This is a genomic window from Mesorhizobium sp. M7A.F.Ca.US.005.03.1.1, from assembly GCF_003997975.1.
GTDB lineage: Bacteria > Pseudomonadota > Alphaproteobacteria > Rhizobiales > Rhizobiaceae > Mesorhizobium > Mesorhizobium ciceri.
Window position 1 is genome coordinate 40,223 of sequence record NZ_RZRO01000031.1, and the last position, 19,124, is coordinate 59,346.

The 19,124-nt window shown below is 63.4% G+C and carries 18 protein-coding genes; 5 read left to right on the top strand and 13 right to left on the bottom strand.

The annotated features are described in order from the left end of the window. Positions 1 to 14: 14 nt before the first annotated feature. Together EN990_RS15390 and EN990_RS15395 are read right to left on the bottom strand one after the other, a co-directional pair. Entirely contained in the window at positions 15 to 1,796 is a 1,782-nt protein-coding gene (locus tag EN990_RS15390; protein ID WP_082826477.1) for an acetolactate synthase 3 large subunit, read from the bottom strand. A gap of 257 nt (positions 1,797 to 2,053) precedes the next feature. After that, on the bottom strand, positions 2,054 to 3,196 hold the full coding sequence (locus EN990_RS15395; protein ID WP_245469184.1) for a DUF6600 domain-containing protein: 1,143 nt from the start codon (positions 3,194 to 3,196) through the stop codon (positions 2,054 to 2,056). A gap of 432 nt (positions 3,197 to 3,628) precedes the next feature. On the opposite strand from EN990_RS15395, the gene EN990_RS15400 reads away from it, so the two are divergent. Next, positions 3,629 to 5,431: an NAD(P)/FAD-dependent oxidoreductase gene (locus EN990_RS15400; RefSeq protein ID WP_064993779.1), complete on the top strand. Its 1,803-nt coding sequence runs from the start codon at positions 3,629 to 3,631 to the stop codon at positions 5,429 to 5,431. Positions 5,432 to 5,502: 71 nt separating this feature from the next. Here the strand turns inward: EN990_RS15400 and EN990_RS15405 are convergent, their stop codons facing one another. Both EN990_RS15405 and EN990_RS15410 read right to left on the bottom strand, forming a co-directional pair. After that, on the bottom strand, positions 5,503 to 6,093 hold the full coding sequence (locus tag EN990_RS15405; protein ID WP_127369890.1) for an HD domain-containing protein: 591 nt from the start codon (positions 6,091 to 6,093) through the stop codon (positions 5,503 to 5,505). After that, positions 6,090 to 7,241 carry a gamma-butyrobetaine dioxygenase gene (locus EN990_RS15410; RefSeq protein ID WP_127369889.1) on the bottom strand — a complete coding sequence of 384 codons (1,152 nt, stop codon included), beginning with the start codon at positions 7,239 to 7,241 and terminating at the stop codon, positions 6,090 to 6,092. Before EN990_RS15410 ends, EN990_RS15405 begins: the two co-directional genes overlap by 4 nt. 121 nt (positions 7,242 to 7,362) lie before the next feature. Between EN990_RS15410 and EN990_RS15415 the strand changes: the two genes are divergently transcribed. After that, positions 7,363 to 8,238: a LysR family transcriptional regulator gene (locus tag EN990_RS15415; protein WP_127385240.1), complete on the top strand. Its 876-nt coding sequence runs from the start codon at positions 7,363 to 7,365 to the stop codon at positions 8,236 to 8,238. 4 nt (positions 8,239 to 8,242) lie between these two features. Here the strand turns inward: EN990_RS15415 and EN990_RS15420 are convergent, their stop codons facing one another. From EN990_RS15420 to EN990_RS15430, 3 genes are read right to left on the bottom strand one after another with little or no spacing between them, the layout of a single operon-like run. Beyond that, on the bottom strand, positions 8,243 to 8,770 hold the full coding sequence (locus EN990_RS15420; protein ID WP_127385241.1) for a GNAT family N-acetyltransferase: 528 nt from the start codon (positions 8,768 to 8,770) through the stop codon (positions 8,243 to 8,245). Positions 8,771 to 8,814: 44 nt separating this feature from the next. Continuing rightward, the gene (locus EN990_RS15425) at positions 8,815 to 9,123 is read right to left on the bottom strand and encodes a hypothetical protein (protein ID WP_013531040.1); all 309 of its coding nucleotides are present in this window, start codon (positions 9,121 to 9,123) and stop codon (positions 8,815 to 8,817) included. A gap of 4 nt (positions 9,124 to 9,127) precedes the next feature. Next, on the bottom strand, positions 9,128 to 9,691 hold the full coding sequence (locus EN990_RS15430; protein ID WP_027160588.1) for an XRE family transcriptional regulator: 564 nt from the start codon (positions 9,689 to 9,691) through the stop codon (positions 9,128 to 9,130). Between the two features lie 154 nt (positions 9,692 to 9,845). On the opposite strand from EN990_RS15430, the gene EN990_RS15435 reads away from it, so the two are divergent. Beyond that, positions 9,846 to 11,675, top strand: a complete 1,830-nt coding sequence (locus EN990_RS15435) for an ATP-binding protein (protein ID WP_024501408.1) — start codon at positions 9,846 to 9,848, stop codon at positions 11,673 to 11,675. Between the two features lie 217 nt (positions 11,676 to 11,892). Here EN990_RS15435 and EN990_RS15440 read toward each other — a convergent pair whose 3' ends face one another. Next, entirely contained in the window at positions 11,893 to 12,684 is a 792-nt protein-coding gene (locus EN990_RS15440; protein WP_013531037.1) for a GGDEF domain-containing protein, read from the bottom strand. 105 nt (positions 12,685 to 12,789) lie between these two features. Further along, positions 12,790 to 13,758 carry a tRNA (adenosine(37)-N6)-dimethylallyltransferase MiaA gene (gene miaA / locus EN990_RS15445; RefSeq protein ID WP_013531036.1) on the bottom strand — a complete coding sequence of 323 codons (969 nt, stop codon included), beginning with the start codon at positions 13,756 to 13,758 and terminating at the stop codon, positions 12,790 to 12,792. Between miaA and serB the strand changes: the two genes are divergently transcribed. Both serB and EN990_RS15455 read left to right on the top strand, forming a co-directional pair. Continuing rightward, complete coding sequence (serB, locus tag EN990_RS15450) at positions 13,748 to 14,635, top strand: phosphoserine phosphatase SerB (RefSeq protein WP_127370536.1); 888 nt, start codon at positions 13,748 to 13,750, stop codon at positions 14,633 to 14,635. The genes miaA and serB overlap by 11 nt on opposite strands. Beyond that, positions 14,632 to 15,204 (top strand): GNAT family N-acetyltransferase, encoded by a 573-nt coding sequence (locus tag EN990_RS15455; RefSeq protein WP_127385238.1) that lies wholly within the window; start codon positions 14,632 to 14,634, stop codon positions 15,202 to 15,204. Before serB ends, EN990_RS15455 begins: the two co-directional genes overlap by 4 nt. Before the next feature lie 43 nt (positions 15,205 to 15,247). On the opposite strand, the gene EN990_RS15460 is transcribed toward EN990_RS15455, so the two are convergent. The 4 genes from EN990_RS15460 to hflK form a co-directional block, all read right to left on the bottom strand. Further along, on the bottom strand, positions 15,248 to 16,762 hold the full coding sequence (locus EN990_RS15460; RefSeq protein WP_127369764.1) for a DegQ family serine endoprotease: 1,515 nt from the start codon (positions 16,760 to 16,762) through the stop codon (positions 15,248 to 15,250). Positions 16,763 to 16,889: 127 nt separating this feature from the next. Next, positions 16,890 to 17,078 carry a DUF2065 domain-containing protein gene (locus EN990_RS15465; protein ID WP_013531032.1) on the bottom strand — a complete coding sequence of 63 codons (189 nt, stop codon included), beginning with the start codon at positions 17,076 to 17,078 and terminating at the stop codon, positions 16,890 to 16,892. 6 nt (positions 17,079 to 17,084) lie between these two features. Next, positions 17,085 to 18,053, bottom strand: a complete 969-nt coding sequence (locus tag EN990_RS15470) for a protease modulator HflC (protein ID WP_013531031.1) — start codon at positions 18,051 to 18,053, stop codon at positions 17,085 to 17,087. Continuing rightward, positions 18,053 to 19,124 (bottom strand): FtsH protease activity modulator HflK (hflK, locus tag EN990_RS15475; protein WP_127388322.1); only part of this gene is annotated, 1,072 nt, incomplete at its 5' end. The genes hflK and EN990_RS15470, both read right to left, overlap by 1 nt.

Here is a 19,124-nt window from a genome sequence, read left to right on the forward strand (position 1 = left end):
CTTGGTTCTGCCGGCTACACCAGTTCCCTGCCCTTGGCGTCGATGGCATTGGCCACCGCCTCGTCGGTCGCCTCGTCGGGCAACAGCATCTCGTTATGCGCCTTGCCCGACGGGATCATCGGGAAGCAGTTGGCGAGCGTCGCCACGCGGCAATCGAACAGCACCGGCTTCCTGACCGAGATCATCTCCTTGATCGCGTCGTCCAGCTCGTCCGGCTTTTCGCAGCGAATGCCGTGGCCGCCATAGGCCTCGGCCAGCTTGACGAAGTCCGGCATCGCCTCGGTATAGGAATGCGACAGCCGGTTGCCGTGCAGCAACTGCTGCCACTGCCGCACCATGCCCATATACTGGTTGTTGAGGATGAAGATCTTGATCGGCGCATTGTGCTGCACCGCCGCGCTCATCTCCTGCATCGTCATCTGCACCGAAGCGTCGCCGGCAATGTCGATGACCAAAGCGTCGGGATGCGCGATCTGCACGCCGAGTGCTGCCGGCAGGCCATAACCCATCGTGCCCAGCCCGCCCGACGTCATCCAGCGGTTCGGCTTCTCGAAACGATAGTGCTGCGCCGCCCACATCTGGTGCTGGCCGACCTCGGTGGTGATGTAGGTGTCCATGCCCTTGGTCAGTTCGTAGAGCCGCTCGATGGCGTATTGCGGCATGATCACGTCGTTGTTCATCTTGTAGGCGAGCGAGTCGCGCGCACGCCATTTGGCGATCTGCTCCCACCAGGGGTAGAGCGCCTTCTTGTCGGCCTTGGCGCTCGCCCGCCACAGCCGCACCATATCCTCCAGCACCCGGCCGACATCGCCGATGATCGGCACCTCGGTGTGGACGTTCTTGTTGATCGACGACGGATCGATGTCGATGTGGATCTTCTTCGAGTTCGGCGAGAAGGCGGTCAGCCGACCGGTGATGCGGTCGTCGAAGCGCGCGCCGATGCAGATCATCACGTCGCAATCATGCATGGCCATGTTGGCTTCATAGGTGCCGTGCATGCCGAGCATGCCCATCCAGTTCTTGCCTGATGCCGGATAGGCGCCGAGGCCCATCAGCGTCGAGGTGATCGGGAAACCGGTGAGATCGACCAGTTCGCGCAGCAGATGGCTCGCTTCCGGGCCGGAATTGATGACGCCGCCGCCGCTGTAGATGATCGGCTTCTTGGCGCCCGCCATCAACTCGACCGCCGCCTTGATCTTCTCCAGGTCGCCCTGGACCTTTGGCTGGTAGCTGGTGCGTGGCGCGATCTGCGGCGGGACATAGAATCCCTTGGCGAACTGCACATCCTTCGGGATGTCGACGACGACCGGACCGGGACGGCCGGTGGTCGCGACATGAAAGGCCTCGTGGATGGTGGCGGCGAGCTCGTTGACGTCCTTCACCAGCCAGTTGTGCTTGGTGCAGGGGCGCGTGATGCCGACCGTATCGCATTCCTGAAAAGCGTCCGAGCCGATCAGCGAGGTCGGCACCTGCCCGGTCAGGCAGACCAGCGGGATCGAATCCATCAACGCGTCCTGCAGCGGCGTCACCGCATTGGTGGCGCCCGGGCCGGAGGTCACCAGCATCACGCCGGCCTTACCGGTCGAACGCGCATAGCCTTCCGCCGCATGGCCGGCGCCCTGCTCATGGCGCACCAGTATGTGCTCGACCTCGTCTTGCTGAAAAATCTCGTCATAGATCGGAAGGACAGCGCCGCCGGGATAGCCGAAGACATGCTTGACGCCATTGTCCTTCAGCGCCTGCACCACCATTTCGGCGCCCGTCATCTCGCGCCGCTCGTTCTGTCCGTTGCTCATCGGTCTGGTCCCGTACTGTCGCCATTGGGCGTTTGCTGGTCGTTTAGTCGTGTTTCAGGCAATAAAAAAGGCCCCCGAGGGAGCCTGTGTCTTGCGCATGGGGGGTTTTCGCCCGGCGGTTACACCGCCTTGCCCACGCGCTTTCCTACGAGAATGAGTGCTGTTTTCATGGTGGCGGACACTAAGGGCGGGCAAGGCGACCTGTCAACGGGAAAAATCACACCGGCGCGCACAGCGTGCCGGCGCGATTGAGGCGATCAGCGCGGCGCCTTGCAGCGGGAAACGCGCGGATCGCATCTGGACACCTTCCTCGCCTGCATCTTCGCTGGCGGATGGTGAGGTGCCACCCTTGCCGGGCCATGGTGCTGGGGCATATGCATTGCCATCGCCTGCTGATGCGGCTTCTGTTGCCCGGCACCGCGTGCAGGACGCTGCCCCGAGACCGGCTTGGCCGACCCCGGTTTGGCCGACGATTTGACAACGATACGTCCATCGCCCGCGGTCCTGTCGGCATGCAGCTTGAGCGCATCGGCCTTCGCGCCGTTGCCGGCGACCATCCGCTTGCGCACAGTGTTGCCAGGCTTCACGACGGCTGGATTGCTGGCAGCCACCGCGCCCGGGGAAATGGCCTTGCCGCCGATCGCAGTCTTGGGGCCCGCCACGATTTGCCCGTTCCCCATTGCATTGCCGGCAAGCTTCTTGATTTCGGCGCCCCTGGAAGCATCGAGACGTGCACTGGCAAACACGCCTTTGGGCGGAGGAACCAGTCTTGCCGCCTTGATCGAGTCGATGACTGGCTTCGGGAGTTGCTGCAGCCGGGGTCCGGCATTGATTGCAACCACCTGGTTGCCAAGCCGCACGCGTGGCGCATTGTTGACCGCGACCGTCTGGTTGATGAATGTCGTGTTGCGCACGATGACGACGTTCTCCTGAACCGGCCGCACCACCCTGACCAGATCCACCGCGCCGATCGCCGCCACCGGCACGAAACACCACCAGGCGTCGTCGAAGGCGGCACCGACGTCGGGCGGCGCCGGAGCCCAGCCGACATCATTGCCGCCCTGACGCCAGACCACCCAGGCTGGCGCCCATTGATCGCCGGCGATCCACACCCAGCCGAAATCGGGATCATACGCCCAGCGGCCATAGTGATAGACGACATCGCCGAATGGCTCGGTGGACTGCCAGTACCAGCCATTGTCAGTCCAGACCCACCTGCCTTCGGTGTAGGGCCGCCATTGGGTATGCACCGAGGGAACCCAGACATCGCCGAAGCGGCTGGAGGTTCGCCATCCGCCATAGTTCGAAAGCCTTTCGCGGACGGTGACGGAAATTTCCGCCGCATGCGCCTGTGTTCCGGGCAGCACCAGCGGGCCGGTCACCGTCGCACTCAAGGCCATGACCGCGGCCATTGCTGCAGCACGTCCACGCCGGCCGAGAGAGTGGCGTGAAGACGCTTGGAAAAAGGATATGATAATCATAACGGGCTCCAGAGTTCCGCATCCAGAAAATCCCGGGAACCGCCCTGCTGCCCGCCACCGCTTCCCGGCTTCTCACCGATCGGTTGTTATCGGCCCCGGTGACCGCATTGCGGCATTTGACCATCAACTTTGCGCGACCGGCGCGGCATTCACAAATGGGACGGTCGTTTCCGGCGCCCGGGCGATTGCGAAACCGCCGGGTGATCCCATTTTGCGAATAAACCATTGAAACCGCTGGAAACTATGGTGGGGCGTGACGAGGGCCGCCATCTCTGACGATACTTGATCGTCCGGCGGCAAGCCCGTCGGAGCCACCACCATGACGATCTGGATTTCACGGGAGGAAACCTGATGCTCGACAAGCCCTCTAGCAAGAAACTGTCTGACGTACTCGACCAATTCGGCGCCGCGCTTGCTGCCAATGACATCGAGAAGGCGGTCGATTGCTTTCAAGAAGATTGCTACTGGCGCGACCTCGTTACCTTCACCTGGAACATCAAGACCATGGAAGGCCGCGACCAGGTCCGCGACATGCTGAAAAGCCAGTTGTCGAACACCAGGCCATCGCACTTCGCCATCGCCAAGGGCGAGGACGCGACCGAGAGCGGCGAACTGATCGAGGGCTGGATCAGCTTCGAGACGGAGGCGGCACGCGGCTTCGGCCATATCAGGCTGAAGAACGGCAAGATCTGGACGCTGCTGACCACCATGGCCGAACTGAAAGGCCACGAGGAGCCGGCAGGCTTCGCGCGGCCGATGGGCGCCAGGCACGGCTCGGGCAAGAACCGTCCGACATGGAAGGAAGAGCGCGAGAGGGAAGCCGCCGAGCTCGGCTTCAAGACGCAGCCCTATACGGTGATCATCGGTGGCGGCCAGGGCGGTATCGCGCTCGGCGCGCGGCTGCGGCAGCTTGGCGTGCCGACCATCATCATCGAGAAGAACGAGCGTGCCGGCGACAGCTGGCGCAAGCGCTACAAGTCGCTCTGCCTGCATGACCCGGTCTGGTACGACCATCTGCCCTATATCGATTTCCCCAAGAACTGGCCGGTCTTCTCGCCCAAGGACAAGATCGGCGACTGGCTGGAAATGTACACCAAGGTAATGGAGCTGAATTACTGGTCCTCGACCGAGGCCAAAAGCGCTTCCTATGACGACAAGACGAAGGAATGGACCGTTGTCGTCCACCGTGACGGCAAGGACATCACGCTGAAGCCGAAGCAGCTGGTGCTGGCGACCGGACAGTCCGGCAAAGCCAATCTGCCGAAATTCAAGGGCATGGAGACCTTCAGGGGCGATCAGCACCACTCGTCGAAGCATCCGGGTCCCGACGCCTATGCCGGCAAAAAGGCCGTTGTCATCGGATCCAACAATTCCGCCCATGACATCGCTGCCGCACTTTGGGAAGCCGGCGCCGACGTGACCATGGTGCAGCGCTCGAGTACCCATATCTCCAGGTCCGACACGTTGATGGAAATCGGACTGGGTTCGCTCTATTCGGAGCAGGCGCTGCAGAATGGCATCACCACCGCCAAGGCCGATCTCATCTTCGCTTCGCTGCCCTACAAGATCCTGCACGAGTTCCAGATCCCGGCCTATGCCGAGATGAAGAAACGCGATGCGGCATTCTACAAGGGACTGGAAAAGGCCGGTTTCATGCTCGACTGGGGCGACGACGAGTCCGGCCTGTTCATGAAGTACCTCAGGCGCGGCTCTGGCTATTACATCGATGTTGGCGCATCGCAGCTGGTCATCGATGGTTCGATCAAGCTGAAGAGCGGCGTCGACGTCGAAGAGATCAAGCAGCACTCGGTTCTGCTCAGCGACGGGTCGGAACTGCCTGCGGACCTCATCGTCTACGCCACCGGCTACGGCTCGATGAACGGCTGGGCCGCCGATCTGATATCGCGCGAAACCGCCGACAAGGTCGGCAAATGCTGGGGCCTCGGCTCGAACACCACCAAGGATCCCGGCCCCTGGGAAGGCGAGTTGCGCAACATGTGGAAGCCTACACAGCAGGAAGCGCTGTGGTTTCACGGCGGCAACCTGCACCAGTCACGCCACTATTCACAATTCCTGGCGCTGCAGCTGAAGGCCAGGCAGGCCGGCTTGGCGACGCCGGTCTACGGGCTGCAGCAGGTGCATCACAAGGGGTAGGCGAGCGCGATTCCGGCGAAGCCGGAAGAAAGAAGGCAGGGCTTGCACCCTGCCTCCTTCCTTTGAGGGAATTACGCCGGCTTACCCGCCGCGAACTGCGTCACCACCCGCTGCAACAGCGGCACGTAATCGCGAAACGTCCGCGTCTTCATGTTGGCAATCTTGCCGCTCTCGTCCCAGATGCGGACCCGGACCGCTTCCTCACGGAACGGGTTCTTGCGGAACTCGGCCACCTCCTCGGCATTCATCGGCCCGCCCTGCAGCGACAGCGTGTGCACCGAGGCCGGCGAAAGCCTGCCAAAATAGGTCGGGTCGGTGGCGCAGAGATAGCGCTTGGCGGCGACATGCAGCCTGACGCATTCGACGATGACAGGTGGAAAGAACCGCGCCAGCACTTCGCCGCCGGCTTCGTCATGATGCTTGTCCTCGACATCCTCGGGCGAATAGGTGCCGAACTCGCTGGTGTAGTGGCCAATGTCGTGCAGCAGCGCCGCCGCCACCAGCTCGTCCGGCGCGCCGTCCTTTTCGGCGAACCAGGCGCCCTGCAGCATGTGCTCCGACATGGTGACGGGTTCGCCGAGATAGGATTCCGCACCCCGGCGCTCGAAGATGTCGGCGATGAATTCGACGATATTGTCCGCGTTCAAATCCTGGCCGCTCATTCCGCCGCCTCCTTGAACCCGTGTTCTATCGACGCGAGCGTCGACAGCAGGCCATCCTTGTCGGCGTAACAGCCCTGCAGCCAGCGCTTGCCGGTTCCGGAAAACGCCTTGCGGGCGTGCATGACGCGCGTGTTGTCGACGATGAAAGCCTGCCCCGCTTCGAGCTTGAACGTCACTTCGAAGGATGGATCCTCGATCAGTTCGGCGAACCGGCGGTAGGCGGCGTAGTACGCCTCCATGTCGGCGAAGGGCACGTCGACCGTCGGCGCCAGCGAGCGGTTGTTGAAGCGGATGCAGATCAGCTCGCCATCGGGCCCGAGCTCGATCATCGGCCGCTTCGCCTGCAGCCGCACACCGGAAGAGCCGGCATATTCGAAGCGCGCCGGGCATGAGCTCAGCAGCCGGAAGCCTTCCGGGTTCTCGGCCTGCAGCGCAGCCGCGACGGCAAATCCGTCGACGACGCTGGATTCGCCGCCCTCAACCGTATTCTCGATGCAGGACAGGATCTGCAGCGTCGGCACGGGGTCGCGATAGGGATTGTCGGTATGCGCCTGGAGCCCGAGATTGGTGTAGGCGAGATTGCTCGGATCGACCTCGGCGCGCACTTCGAACCAGCGGCCGTAATTGGTCTCCCTGATATAGCCGAACAGATCGGACACCTTGCACAGCGCTCCGGATTCGGTCGGCAGATCGTCCATCACCGCGAAGCCATAGGTTTTCACCGCCGACAGCCATTGCCCCAGCACAGCGCGATCATGGCTGGCCGCAGCATAGCCGGCGCGCGGCACCGAATTCTGCATCGAGGCCTTGGTCCATCGCACGGTGGCCTCGTCTGTCCAGCCGGGCTGGCGGGCCGCGTCACGATCATAGGCATTGGCGCTCAGCCATGCCGCCGGGAAACTCACTGTTTTCTGCTCCGGCACGAAGCTGACTTCCAGGGCACCGCCCTTGACCGATGCCGCGCCGATCCTGGTGTCGGCGGGAATGTCGAGGATGGTGATCAGCCGTTGGCCATTGCCGGCGCTGCGCGTCTTGTCGTCCAGCGCATTGTCGCGCAGCCACATGGCGTGAAAGCGGCTGCGCGACCCGTCCTTCCAGCCAAGTTCGATTGTTCTACCTTCGTTGCCGATCAGCGCCTGGGTGAGCATGGAGATCCGTTCCTGTCCATTGCGTCCCCTGCAGCTGATCCGCAGGGTTTCGATTGCATGTTGATCGCGCGAGAGGCATAATTCAAATTATCATATTTTGGGCAATGACCACGATATACTAATGTCTCGAACCACACCCCTGCCGCCGCTCGACTGGCTGCGCAGTTTCGAGGCTGCGGCGCGGCTGTCGAATTTCACCGCGGCGGCAGCCGAGCTTGGCCTCACCCAGGCGGCCGTCAGCCAACACATCCGCTTTCTCGAGGAGCGGCTAAAGACACGTTTGTTTTCGCGGCTGGCGCGCGGCGTCGCCCTGTCGCCGGAGGGGGCAGCCTATCTCCCCCACATCCAGTCGGCCTTCGCCACCATCGGCAACAGCACCGCGGAACTGTTCGAGCCGCGCGCCGTCCAGACCGTGACCATCCGGGCGCCGATTTCCTTTGCCTTGCTGATGCTGGTTCCGGCGCTGCCCGATCTCGCGAAGGCACTGCCGCGCATCCAGCTCGACCTGGTGACGATCCATCGCCCTACCGATTACGACCTGCCGGGCTCGGTGCTCGATATCCGTTTCGGCAACGGATCCTTCCCCGGCCGCGAAGCCGACAGGCTGACCGCCGAGCGGCTTCTGCCGGTGGCGGCTCCGGGTCTGGTCGGCGACGCAGACTGGACCTCCTGGCCGCTGCTTCTGGTTGCCGGCGCGCGCGAGATGTGGGCGGAATGGTTCGCTGCCGCCAGGCTGGCCGGCCATCCCAGGCGATCGCACCGCTTCGACAGCTTCGTTGCCGCCATGGAAGCGGCCAAGGCCGGCGCCGGCGTGCTTTTGGGCTCGCGGCCGCTGGTCGATGCGGCGCTCGACAGCAAGACGCTGGTCAGGCTTTCCGACTTCGAACTCTCCAGCACATCGGGCCATTTTCTGACCAAGGCGTCGACAGCGCGCCTGACCGGCGCCGAGCAGGATTTCCGCCAGTGGTTGCTGTCGCGCCTCTCCGCGCCGGCATGATTGGTTACGAGATTTGCCCGATCCGCTTCCAGTAGATCAGCGTGCCGGTCAGCCCGCCATGCGGCTTCAGTGCATAGTCCGGTATCTCACCGGCCAGCGTGAAGCCCAACCGCTCATAGAGGCGTGAGGCGCCCTCCTCGGTTGCCGTGTCCAGAACCAGCAGCATGCGGCCCTTCTCCACCGCAAGCCTCTCGGCGGCCCGCATCAGGCGCGTTCCCACGCCCCTGCCCCGGTAGTCGGTGCGTGTCATCAGCTTGGCGATCTCGGCCCGGTGCGGCTGGTTGGGCGGACAGTCGAGCAGCAAGGTCACGGTGCCGACCAGGTTTTTGCCGTCCCAGGCGCCAAGCACCGCTCTTTCGCCCCTTGCCGCCGCGGCCAGCGATTTCTCCCAGAAACCCCTCGCCGCCTGCGGCGCCAACGGATGCATGAAGCTGACCGAACCGCCTGCCGCCACCGTTGCGACCAGCAATTCGGCCAGCCCGTCCTGCGTCTCGGCAGCCGGGGTCAGGGTTGCGATCTCGATCGAGTTCATGTGCGGGATATCCTGTGATTGCGATAGAAGCGGGCGCATTGCCGTCACTCCAGATGGCGCGCGCGGCGACGCTTTCGCGCCGCCTTGATGGCGCTGATGCGGTCGGCATCTTCGTGCCCGAGGTGCCGCCCGCGCTCGAGAATCTCGAGCGTGTACTCCTCGTAGGTCAGGCCAAGCCGCTCGGCTCTGTCCATGCGCAACAGCATGACCTCGTGGCTCGGCGCCTTCCACGCCTTGGCGTGCGCTGCCTGCCAGGCCAGGAAGATATAGGGATCGCCCGTGCCCCATGGCGGGCCCTTGTACTCATCGAGAGGCGGCCCCCCATTGTGGGAGCGCTTTGGTCTCTTTGCCATTGTGTCAGCCTCTGACCAGGGCGACCAGATAGTCGGCGCCGGGCTCCAGGGCATGGAAGGTGCAGTCCGACGGCGCCCCAAGCGCCAGGCAGTCGCCGGGCTCGAGCTTGTGCGCCATATCGCCTTCGATGAATTCGAGCCGCCCGGAAATCAGCCATATCTGCTGCTTGATGAAGGCGTATGAAGCAGCCGGAAAACTGACCCTGGCGCCCGCCGGCAGATGCACCTTGATCAGTTCCAGCGGCATATCGCCAGCCGGCGAAAGATGCCGCCTGACATAGCCGGTATCGGGATCGCGCCATACCGGCTGGTCGGCCTCGCGCAGCAGCCCGCCGCCCTGCAGCTCGGCGCGCGCGATCAAGGTCGACAGCGTCATGCCGAAGGCCGACGCGATGCGCACCAGAAGCGCCGCCGTCGGGCTGGTCTTGCCTCGCTCGATCGTGCTGAGCATCGCCTTCGAGACGCCGGAATGCTCCGCCAGTTCGGCCAGGGACCAGTCACGCATGACCCTTTCGGCGTGTATCCTGCGGCCTATCGTCGAGGAAATTTCGTTCGCTATATCATCCATATGTCTATTATAGCGAAATATTGACGCCGGAGAAGAGCCGCCTTGCGACAATTTTCACAGGCCCCTTAATGCTCTCTACACCATCCGACCTCATCGGGCCTTAACCCCATTCGGGTAGGATCGACTCTCCAGGGAAATGGGGATTGGCCTGTCCATGTATGTCGAACGCGAAGCCTCCGTGGGGGAACCGACCTCGCAGGAGCGCCGCCAGACCGAGCAGAACGACAAGCGCATCCTCGGCAATGTCGTGCAATGCGACGGCGCTCGCGCCACCATCAGCGCCTATGCGGACGATGCCGACGGCGCGGTGACCGGCCTGTGGACAGTCGGGAAGATGATTTCCATCAATCTCGGATCGACGCGAACCGTCGGCCTTGTCTACGCGATCGGCAAGTCGGACCGCGCCTGGAGCAATGAGGGCCAGAACGCCATCGAGGTCAGCATCGAGCTGATCGGCGAAGTCCGTGACGGTGCGGAGCCCGGCGCCAGACCGGTCTTCGACCGCGGCATCACCACCTATCCGCATATCGGCGCCGTTGCGCATCGCATCCGCACCCGCGACCTGCAGGCGGTCTATGACCTTGCCGGGCGTCATTCGATCACGATCGGCACGCTCGCGCAGGACGAGACGATCGCCGCCAACATCGCTATCGACGATACGCTGGCGCGTCACTTCGCCATTGTCGGCACGACCGGCGTCGGCAAATCCACCGCCGTTTCGCTGCTGCTGCGCAAGTCGATCGCGGCACGGCCGGATCTGCGCATCCTGATCCTCGACCCGCACAACGAGTTCGCGGCATCGCTGCCCGAATACTGCGTCAGGGTCGATTCCAAAACCTTGGATCTTCCGTTCTGGATGTTCACGCTGGAGGAATTCGCCGAGGTGCTGTTCCGGGGCCGCGAGACCGAGCCGGAAGAAATCGATGCCTTGCGCGACCTGATCCCGGCCGCCAAGAATCTCTACCGCAACCCGAATTCGGGCTCCTATATCAGGCGCGGCAGCGATGCGCTGACCGCCGATACGCCAGTGCCTTACCGCATCGCCGACCTGCTCAAGCAGATCGATGAGCGCATGGGCATGCTCGAAAGCAAGACCGATCGCCCGACGCTCAAATCGCTGAAGACGCGCATCGAATCGGCGGCGGCCGATCCACGTTATCGCTTCATGTTCAACTCGCGCCTGATCGAGGACACCATCCACGAGACGATCGGCAACATCTTCCGCGTGCCGCATCATGGCCGTCCCGTGACCTGCTTCGAGATGGCCGGCATGCCGTCCGAAGTGGTCAATTCCGTCTGTTCGGTGCTGGCGCGCCTGGCCTTCGATCTCGCTCTGTGGAGCGAAGGCAAGCTGCAGCTTCTGTTTTTGTGCGAAGAGGCGCACCGCTATATGCCGGCCGACCCGCGTCTCGGATTCGCGCCGACCAGGCATGCGCTGTCGCGCATTGCCAAGGAAGGCCGCAAATATGGCTGCTATCTCGGCGTCGTCACCCAGCGCCCCGGCGAGCTCGACCCGACCATCCTGTCGCAATGCTCGACCTTCTTCGCCATGCGGCTTGCCAATGAGCAGGACCAGGCGATCATCCGCTCGGCGATTGCCGACTCTTCTGCCTCGACGCTTGCCTTTCTGTCCTCGATGGGCCAGCGCGAAGCCATCGCCTTCGGCGAAGGCGTGGCGACGACCATGCGGCTGAAGTTCGAAAAACTGCCGAGCCACCTGCTTCCCGGCACCGCCAAACGCGAAGAGGCCACGTCGAAGCCGGGCGACGATGTCGATCTGGTGGCGATCGTGGAACGATTGCGCAACGTGCCGAAATCGACGCAGCAGGCGATGGCCTTCGCCGAGGTCGTGGATTCAGGCCGCCAGGCCGGCGACCCCGACTACCGCAAGCCACCCGCCGCACGCCCGCCATCGGACGACGATTTCGACATGCGCTACGGCCTCAAGCCCGCAACCTTCGGCCTGCGCCCGCAAAACGATTGAGCTTGCGACCCGGCTGTTCTGCCGGCCGATTGAGAAGCCGCGCTAAGCTCGCGCCCTGCCTGGACCGCTTGGGTAAATCCCGTCAGGGAATTCGTCAGGCTGAGTCGGGTGGTGCTGTTTTCGAGAACCGAAGCGGAGCGGACATTTGAGTCCGTGAGGATCGGAAGCACAGAAAACGGCGCCAGACGGCCAGCCTCACGAATTCAGGGACGGGATTTTAGGCGCAGACGCGGTTGCGGCCTTGCCTCTTCGCCTCGTAAAGCTGGCGGTCGGCGCGGCGATAGAACTCTTCCGCTGTTTCCTTGCGGTCCCAGACGGCTAGCCCGACGCTGGTGGTGATCTTGAGGCGGACATTGCCCGACAGCACCGACATGTTGGCGATCGCCTTGCGGATGCGCTCGGCAAACTTGCCCAGAAGCTCGGCGTCCATGTTGGGCGTGACCACGGCGAACTCCTCGCCGCCCAATCGCGCCACCACATCGTGGTAGCGCGTCATATCCTTGAGACAGCTCGCGACCGCCTTGAGCACCTCGTCGCCGACGTCATGGCCATGGGTGTCGTTGACCTGCTTGAAATGGTCGAGATCGAGGATCATCAGCCCGACAGGCTTTTCGATGCGCCGGAACTCCTCGAGATACTCCTTCAGCGCATCATCGAAATAGCGCCGGTTCTGCATGCCGGTCAGGCCGTCGGTCAGCGCCGCATGCTCGAGTGTTTCCGACCGCGCGCTGAGCGAGACCGTCATGGCGCGCAGCTTGCCCTCCTCCGTCGCCTGTTTTCGAATCAGCGGATAGATGAAGAAAATGCCGAAGAACAGCGCGGTGGCCAGGAGCACGCCGGTCGCGAACAAGAGCTTGTTGAGATAGATGACCTTGTCCAGACCCGAAGCCGTATGCAACTCGTCGGCGAAGGACTGCAGAAGTCCATAAGCATGCAGCGTCACCAGGCCGGCGGCCAGGATCACGAATATAAAGACGAAAAATGCTGATTCCGCCTTGTGAAAACGCATCTGCTCCCCGTTGGAAAAGTGCCCATCGACCTTATGGCATGGGCGGGCTTACGGAGGGTTAATTTGGACAACCACAACGGGAACCTTTCCTTGCAGGTAAACTTTTCAGGTTGCATCGGAAGCAAGCGCTGAGATCGTGGTTTCCAGATCATCACCGGGGTGCAACCTCAGCCATTCCGGCCCCAATTGATGCCTGAACCAGGTGGTTTGCCGCTTGGAATATTGCCTGGTCGCGATCTTGGCGCGTTCGATTGCCTCGGGAAAGCCAATCCCTCCGGCCATCGCCGCCTGCAGTTCGCGAACGCCGATCGCTTTCATCGCCGGCAATTCGGGATCGAGGCCAAGTGCCGCAAGCCGCTTGACCTCGTCCAGCGCGCCCTTGTCCAGCATTTGGTCGAAGCGTTTGTCGATGCGTCCGACCAACGCCGCCCGATCCGGCTCGATCACCAGGAAATGCGCGCTTTGCCTGTCGATGAGCGGCTGGCCGCGCTCTGCCTGCCATTCCAGGATCGAACGGCCAGACGCATCGAGAACCTCCAATGCCCGCACGATGCGCTGGCTGTCGGTTGGCTTGAGCATCATGGCGGCCGCCGAATCCTCGCGCAGCAGCAGGCTGTGCAGCTTGACGGCGCCCTGCTCCTTCAATTCGTAGCGCCAACGGTCGCGGACCCGTTGCGGAATGTCGGGCATTTCCGAAATGCCCTCGGCCAATGCGCGAAAATAGAGCCCGGTGCCGCCGACAAAAATCGCTGTCCGTTCGGAGAATGTGCCGTCGTCGATCAGTTTCATCACGTCGCGCAGCCAGGCGCCGGTGGAATAGGGTGTCGCCGGATGGACATGGCCGTAGAGGAAATGCGGTGCGCGGGCGAGGTCGGCCGCCTCCGGCCGGGCGGTCAGCACGTCGAGCACCGAATAGCCCTGCATGGAATCCGTATTGACGATCACGCCACCCCTGCGCTCGGCCAGATCGAGCGCAAGCGCCGACTTGCCGCTGGCGGTCGGCCCGGCTATCAGGATCGCGTTCTTCACGCGGCCCTTGCCCGCCTGCCCGCCGGAATGTTCCATGCCGCTCATCGCCACGCTTGTTTCCCGTCCCACTGAGCGCGCTTTGTCGCTGTCGCTTGCGAATATGGCCTCACGGTCGGTCGGCGCAAGCGCTGTTGTCTGGCTGGCTGAAGGTATCGCCTGCGATCTCGTCCTGCCTGAGGCAGCCGACGCCGCCGCTGCGAGTGCCGTCTTGCGCACGGCACTCGCCAGCGAGTCGGTCGACGTGATCGTCCAAGAAGCAGAAACCCGCCGCAAGAAAATCCTGATCGCCGACATGGATTCGACCATGATCGACCAGGAATGCATCGACGAGCTGGCCGACGAGATCGGCGTAAAGGATCATGTTGCCACGATTACCGCGCGATCCATGAATGGCGAGATCGCCTTCGAACCGGCTTTGCGCGAGCGGGTGGCGTTGCTGAAGGGCCTCGACGCCACCGTGGTCGATCGCATCGTCGCCAATCGCCTGACGCTGGCCTCGGGCGGCCGTGTTCTGGTCCGGACCATGCGCGCCAACGGTGCCTGGACGGCACTCGTGTCTGGCGGGTTCGAGGTGTTCACGACGCGCATCGCCGCAATGCTCGGCTTCCAGGAGAACCGCGCCAATCGCCTGCTCGAACAGGACGGGCGCTTCACCGGCCTGGTCGGCGAACCTATCCTCGGCCGCGCCGCCAAGGCCGACGCGTTGATCGAAATTTCAGCGCGTCTCGGCCTGACGCCCGCCGACGCCATTGCCGTCGGTGACGGCGCCAATGATCTCGACATGATCCGCCTTGCCGGTACCGGTGTCGCGCTTCACGCCAAGCCGACGGTGGCGGCACAGGCCAAGGTCCGCATCGATCATGGCGACCTGACCGCGCTGCTCTATATGCAGGGCTACAGGCAGGAGGACTTTGTGCAATGAAACCAATGCGTACCGAGCGCCTGATCCTGCGCAACTGGGAGGATCGCGACCGCGACCTGTTCCACCGCATCAACTCCGACGACCGGGTGATGGAGTTCTTTCCATTCCGCCGTGACCGTGCCCAGGCGGATGCCAAGATGGACGAGCTCCGGGCCTGGACCACGAACGACGGATACGGTTTTGCTGCCGCCGAGATCACCGCCACCGGTGAATGCATCGGCTTCATCGGTCTCCTCGACACCGATCATGTGCCATCCCTGCCAGCCGGCACCATCGAGATCGGCTGGCGGCTGGCACCTGAGTTCTGGGGCAAAGGCTATGTCACCGAGGCAGCCGAAGCGTGGCTGGCCTACGGCTTCGAGACGCTTGGCCTCGATGAAATCGTGTCATTCGCCGTCGCGGCCAACCGCCGCTCCACCGCCGTCATGCAACGCCTCGGCATGAGCGCGGATCCGTCCGGCGATTTCGACCACCCCAGCATTCCCGACAGCCATCCGCATCTCAAACGGCATGTCCTCTACAGACTGTCGCGCCAGGACTGGCAGGCAAGAAAAAGGGCAGCTCGCTAGCCGCCCTTTTTTCAGTGTTGTCGTGTTGTCGATCTTCCGGACCTCAGTCCATCCTGATCGTCACGAACCTGAGCTCGCCGGTCTTCGAGGCCAGCATCAGCAACGCATTCTTGCGCCCCTGTTCCTTCAAGGCGCCGATGCGGTCCATGACGTCCTTGGGGGTAGCAACCGATTCCTGTGCGATCTCGGTGATCACCTCGCCGGGCTGGATGCCGCGTTCGGCGGCGGCCGAGTCCTTGGTGACGTCGGTGATGACGACGCCCGAAACATCGGCCGCAATGCTGAACTTCTTGCGTGTCTCGTCGTTCAGTTCGCCGACCGTCATGCCGAGCACCGAGGCAGTGGAAACGGCCGGAGCCTTGTCGCCCTTGTCCTGGTCGGTGTTGCCCTCCTCGGCGTTGGCGGCCTTCTCGCCATCCTCGAGCCGGCCGAGGGTCACTTTCACCGTCTGTTCAACGCCCTTGCGCACGATCAGCACGTCGACCGCCTTGCCGACAGGGCTTTCGGCGACGACACGTGGCAGGTCGCGCATCTCATGGATATCCTTGCCGTCGAACTTGATGATGACGTCGCCGGCCTGGATCGTGCCATTGTCGACCGGGCCGCCCTTGATCACGCCGGCAACCAGCGCACCCTTTGCGGTCGCCATGCCGAGGCTTTCGGCGATGTCGTCGGTCACCGGCTGGATGCGCACGCCGAGCCAGCCGCGCCGCGTCTCGCCGAACTGGCGCAACTGGTCGACGACACCGGACGCGAGCTGCGACGGGATGGAGAAGCCGATGCCGATCGAGCCGCCGGATGGCGAGATGATCGCCGTGTTGATGCCGATGACTTCGCCCGCGCTGTTGAACAGCGGTCCGCCGGAATTGCCGCGGTTGATCGCGGCATCGGTCTGGATGAAGTCGTCATAGGGGCCGGAATTGATGTCGCGGTTGCGGGCCGAGACGATGCCGACCGTCACCGTGCCGCCGAGGCCGAACGGATTGCCGATCGCCATCACCCAGTCGCCGACGCGCATCTTGGTGGAATCGCCGAACTTCACCGCCGTCAGCTTGTGGCCTTTCGGATCGACCTTGAGCACGGCGACATCGGTCTTGGTGTCGGTGCCGACCAGCGTCGCCTTCAAGGTGACGCCATCGGAGAAATTGACCTCGATGTCGTCGGCATCGGCAATGACATGGTTGTTGGTGACGACGATGCCTTGCTCGGCATCGATGACGAAGCCGGAGCCCAGCGACTGCACCTTCTGCGAGCCGTTGTCCTTGTCACCGCCGCGGTTCTTGAAGAAATCGTCGAAGAAATCCTGGAAGGGCGAACCTTCGGGCAATTGCGGCATCGGCACCGCGCCCGGGCCTTCGGTACCCTTGACCGTCTGCGAGGTCGATATGTTGACCACCGCGCCGAGCAGGCCTTGCGCCAGATCGGCGACCGAAGCGGGCCCGTCGGCGGCAAATGTCGGCGCCGTGAAGGACGGGACAGCGACGGCGCTGACAAGAAGTGCCGCCGCGCCGGTGATGAATGTCCGCCGCGCCGCGCGCAAAATTGTTTTGGATGTCATCGAGAAGCCTCCCGGTATTCTTGAAAAGAAAAGCGCTTCGACGAAAACGCCGCGTCACGCCATGTTGGCAAAAAATACGGCACGTTTGCGGCTATGACTATCGGCAGAGGATAAATCATCGCCGCCCTCATGCGCCTCGTACCAGCCAGACGATGCCGACGCCGATCGCGATCGCCGCCAGCCCGGCAATCCGCAGCGCGTTCTCGGGCAGCGACAGCACTTCGGTGGCAAGCTTCCTGGCCAGGCCGGGAAAGCCGCCATAGACCAGACCCTCTATGACGAGGACGAGGCCCATGGCGGCAAGAAAATCCTGCACCGGCCGCTACTGGCCGGTGCTGGGCTGTGCCGCCGGCGCGGCGGGTGCCGTCGCCGGAGCGTTTGGCGCAGGCGAAGCCGGCTTTGCCGGTCCCTCGCTGCCGTCGGGATTGCGGAAGAAGCGGAAGAACTCCGAGTTCGGCGACAGCACCATCGTCGTTCCGGTGTTGTCCAGCGCCGTGCCATAGGCATTCATCGACCGGTAGAAGTCGAAGAAAGCCGGATCGCGCTGATAGGCTCCCGCGAAGGTGGCGCTGCGCTGGGCCTCGCCCTCGCCGCGCAGGATTTCCGACTCTTTTTGGGCTTCGGCGACGATCTCGACCACTTCGCGATCGGCGCGGGCGGTGATGCGCTGTGCCGCCTCATTGCCGCGCGCCCTCAGCCGGGCAGCTTCCGCCAGGCGTTCCGCCTTCATGCGGTCGAAGGTCTGCTGCGAGACTTCGGCCGTGAGATCGGTGCGGCGAATGCGGACATCCTCGATCTGCAGGCCGAGCGATGTGGCATCGGGCCTGAGCTGGTCGCGGACTTCGCGCATCATCACGCCGCGCTCTTCGGAGAGTGCTGCCTCGAAATCACGCAGACCATAGACACGGCGCAAGGCAGCGTCGAGACGCGTCCTGAGCCGGGCCTCGGCCAGTTCGATCTGACCGGACACCGCGGCGCGGAAGACCCGCGGATCCGAGATGCGATAGGCGATGAAGGCATCGACCTCATAGAACTTGCCGCCCGAGACCTGGACGCGAATGTTGTCGAGATCGAAGCGCAGCACCCGGTTCTCGATCAGCTGCACGGTGTCGGCGTCGAAGAACGAGAACGGCGCCTTGAAGTAGATGCCGGGTTCGCTCTTGACGTCGACAATCTCACCGAACCTGAGCACCAGCGCCTGCTGGCGCGCATTGACCACGAAGACCGACGAATAGAGCAGGAACAGGATAACCGCTGCTGCGACGACGATGATGGGAAGACGGTTGGCCATCACTGGTTACCTCCCGTAACGGGGGCGGCCGGTGCCGGCGCTTTCGGCTGCAATGCCGGCAGCGGCAGATAGGGAACGACCCCTTGCCCGTTGCCCTGCTCGACGATGACCTTGCTCGAATCCTTCAGAACCTTCTCCATGGTTTCCAGGTAGAGGCGCTTGCGCGTTACATCGGGCGCCTTGGCATATTCGTCATAGACCGAGATGAAGCGCTGCGCCTCACCCTCAGCTTCCTGCACGACCCGGTTCTTGTAGGCGGCCGCGTCTTCGCGGATCTGTGCGGCCTCGCCGCGCGCCTGCCCGAGCTTCTGATTGGAGTACTGGTTGGCCTGCTCGACGAACTTGTCCTCGTCCTGCTCGGCGCGCTGCACCTCGTCGAACGCATCGGCCACTTCGCGTGGCGGTGCCGCATCCTCGATCGAGACGGCGTTGACGTTGAGACCGGCCTTGTAGCCGTCCAGCGTCGTCTGGATGATCTCACGCACCGAGGCGGCAATGCCCTGGCGGTCGTCGCGGAAGATGTCCTGCGCCGGCCGGCGGCCGACGGCTTCACGCATGGCGCTTTCGGCAACCTGCCGCAGCATGCCGTCGGGATCGGACACATCGAACAGATACGCGCGCGGGTCGGAGACCTGATAGGCCACGGAGAACTGGACGTTGACGATGTTCTGGTCGCCGGTAAGCATCAGCCCGGACGTATTGCCACTTGTCGCGCCGCCGCCGCCGATATCGACGAGCTGCTCGGAAATCTTGGCCGTCTCGACGGTTTCGAGCGGCCACCAATGGAAATGCAGGCCAGGCTGCGACAGTTCGGTCTTCGGCTTGCCGAAGCGCAGTTCGACCGCGACCTCATCGGGCTGCACGGTGTAAACCGCCTTGAACGCCCACAGCACCACAAGTGCAGCCGCGATCAGCGCGAAGATAGCCGGGCTCGCGCCGCCGCCGCCCGGAAGAGCGCGCCGCAGCCGGTCCTGGCCGCGGCGGATGATGTCTTCGAGATCGGGAGGCGAGCCCTGCGGCCCGCTCGGTCCTTTTGGACCCTGCCCCCAGGGTCCCTGATTGTTGCCGCCG

Excerpts from the sequence above, each read along its gene's own strand:
- EN990_RS15390 (WP_082826477.1), bottom strand. The coding sequence starts at position 1,796 with ATGAGCAACGGACAGAACGAGCGGCGCGAGATGACGGGCGCCGAAATG.
- EN990_RS15395 (WP_245469184.1), bottom strand. The coding sequence starts at position 3,196 with ATGGCCTTGAGTGCGACGGTGACCGGCCCGCTGGTGCTGCCCGGAACA.
- EN990_RS15400 (WP_064993779.1), top strand. The coding sequence starts at position 3,629 with ATGCTCGACAAGCCCTCTAGCAAGAAACTGTCTGACGTACTCGACCAA.
- EN990_RS15405 (WP_127369890.1), bottom strand. The coding sequence starts at position 6,093 with ATGAGCGGCCAGGATTTGAACGCGGACAATATCGTCGAATTCATCGCC.
- EN990_RS15410 (WP_127369889.1), bottom strand. The coding sequence starts at position 7,241 with ATGCTCACCCAGGCGCTGATCGGCAACGAAGGTAGAACAATCGAACTT.
- EN990_RS15415 (WP_127385240.1), top strand. The coding sequence starts at position 7,363 with ATGTCTCGAACCACACCCCTGCCGCCGCTCGACTGGCTGCGCAGTTTC.
- EN990_RS15420 (WP_127385241.1), bottom strand. The coding sequence starts at position 8,770 with ATGAACTCGATCGAGATCGCAACCCTGACCCCGGCTGCCGAGACGCAG.
- EN990_RS15425 (WP_013531040.1), bottom strand. The coding sequence starts at position 9,123 with ATGGCAAAGAGACCAAAGCGCTCCCACAATGGGGGGCCGCCTCTCGAT.
- EN990_RS15430 (WP_027160588.1), bottom strand. The coding sequence starts at position 9,691 with ATGGATGATATAGCGAACGAAATTTCCTCGACGATAGGCCGCAGGATA.
- EN990_RS15435 (WP_024501408.1), top strand. The coding sequence starts at position 9,846 with ATGTATGTCGAACGCGAAGCCTCCGTGGGGGAACCGACCTCGCAGGAG.
- EN990_RS15440 (WP_013531037.1), bottom strand. The coding sequence starts at position 12,684 with ATGCGTTTTCACAAGGCGGAATCAGCATTTTTCGTCTTTATATTCGTG.
- serB (WP_127370536.1), top strand. The coding sequence starts at position 13,748 with ATGCCGCTCATCGCCACGCTTGTTTCCCGTCCCACTGAGCGCGCTTTG.
- miaA (WP_013531036.1), bottom strand. The coding sequence starts at position 13,758 with ATGAGCGGCATGGAACATTCCGGCGGGCAGGCGGGCAAGGGCCGCGTG.
- EN990_RS15455 (WP_127385238.1), top strand. The coding sequence starts at position 14,632 with ATGAAACCAATGCGTACCGAGCGCCTGATCCTGCGCAACTGGGAGGAT.
- EN990_RS15460 (WP_127369764.1), bottom strand. The coding sequence starts at position 16,762 with ATGACATCCAAAACAATTTTGCGCGCGGCGCGGCGGACATTCATCACC.
- EN990_RS15470 (WP_013531031.1), bottom strand. The coding sequence starts at position 18,053 with ATGGCCAACCGTCTTCCCATCATCGTCGTCGCAGCAGCGGTTATCCTG.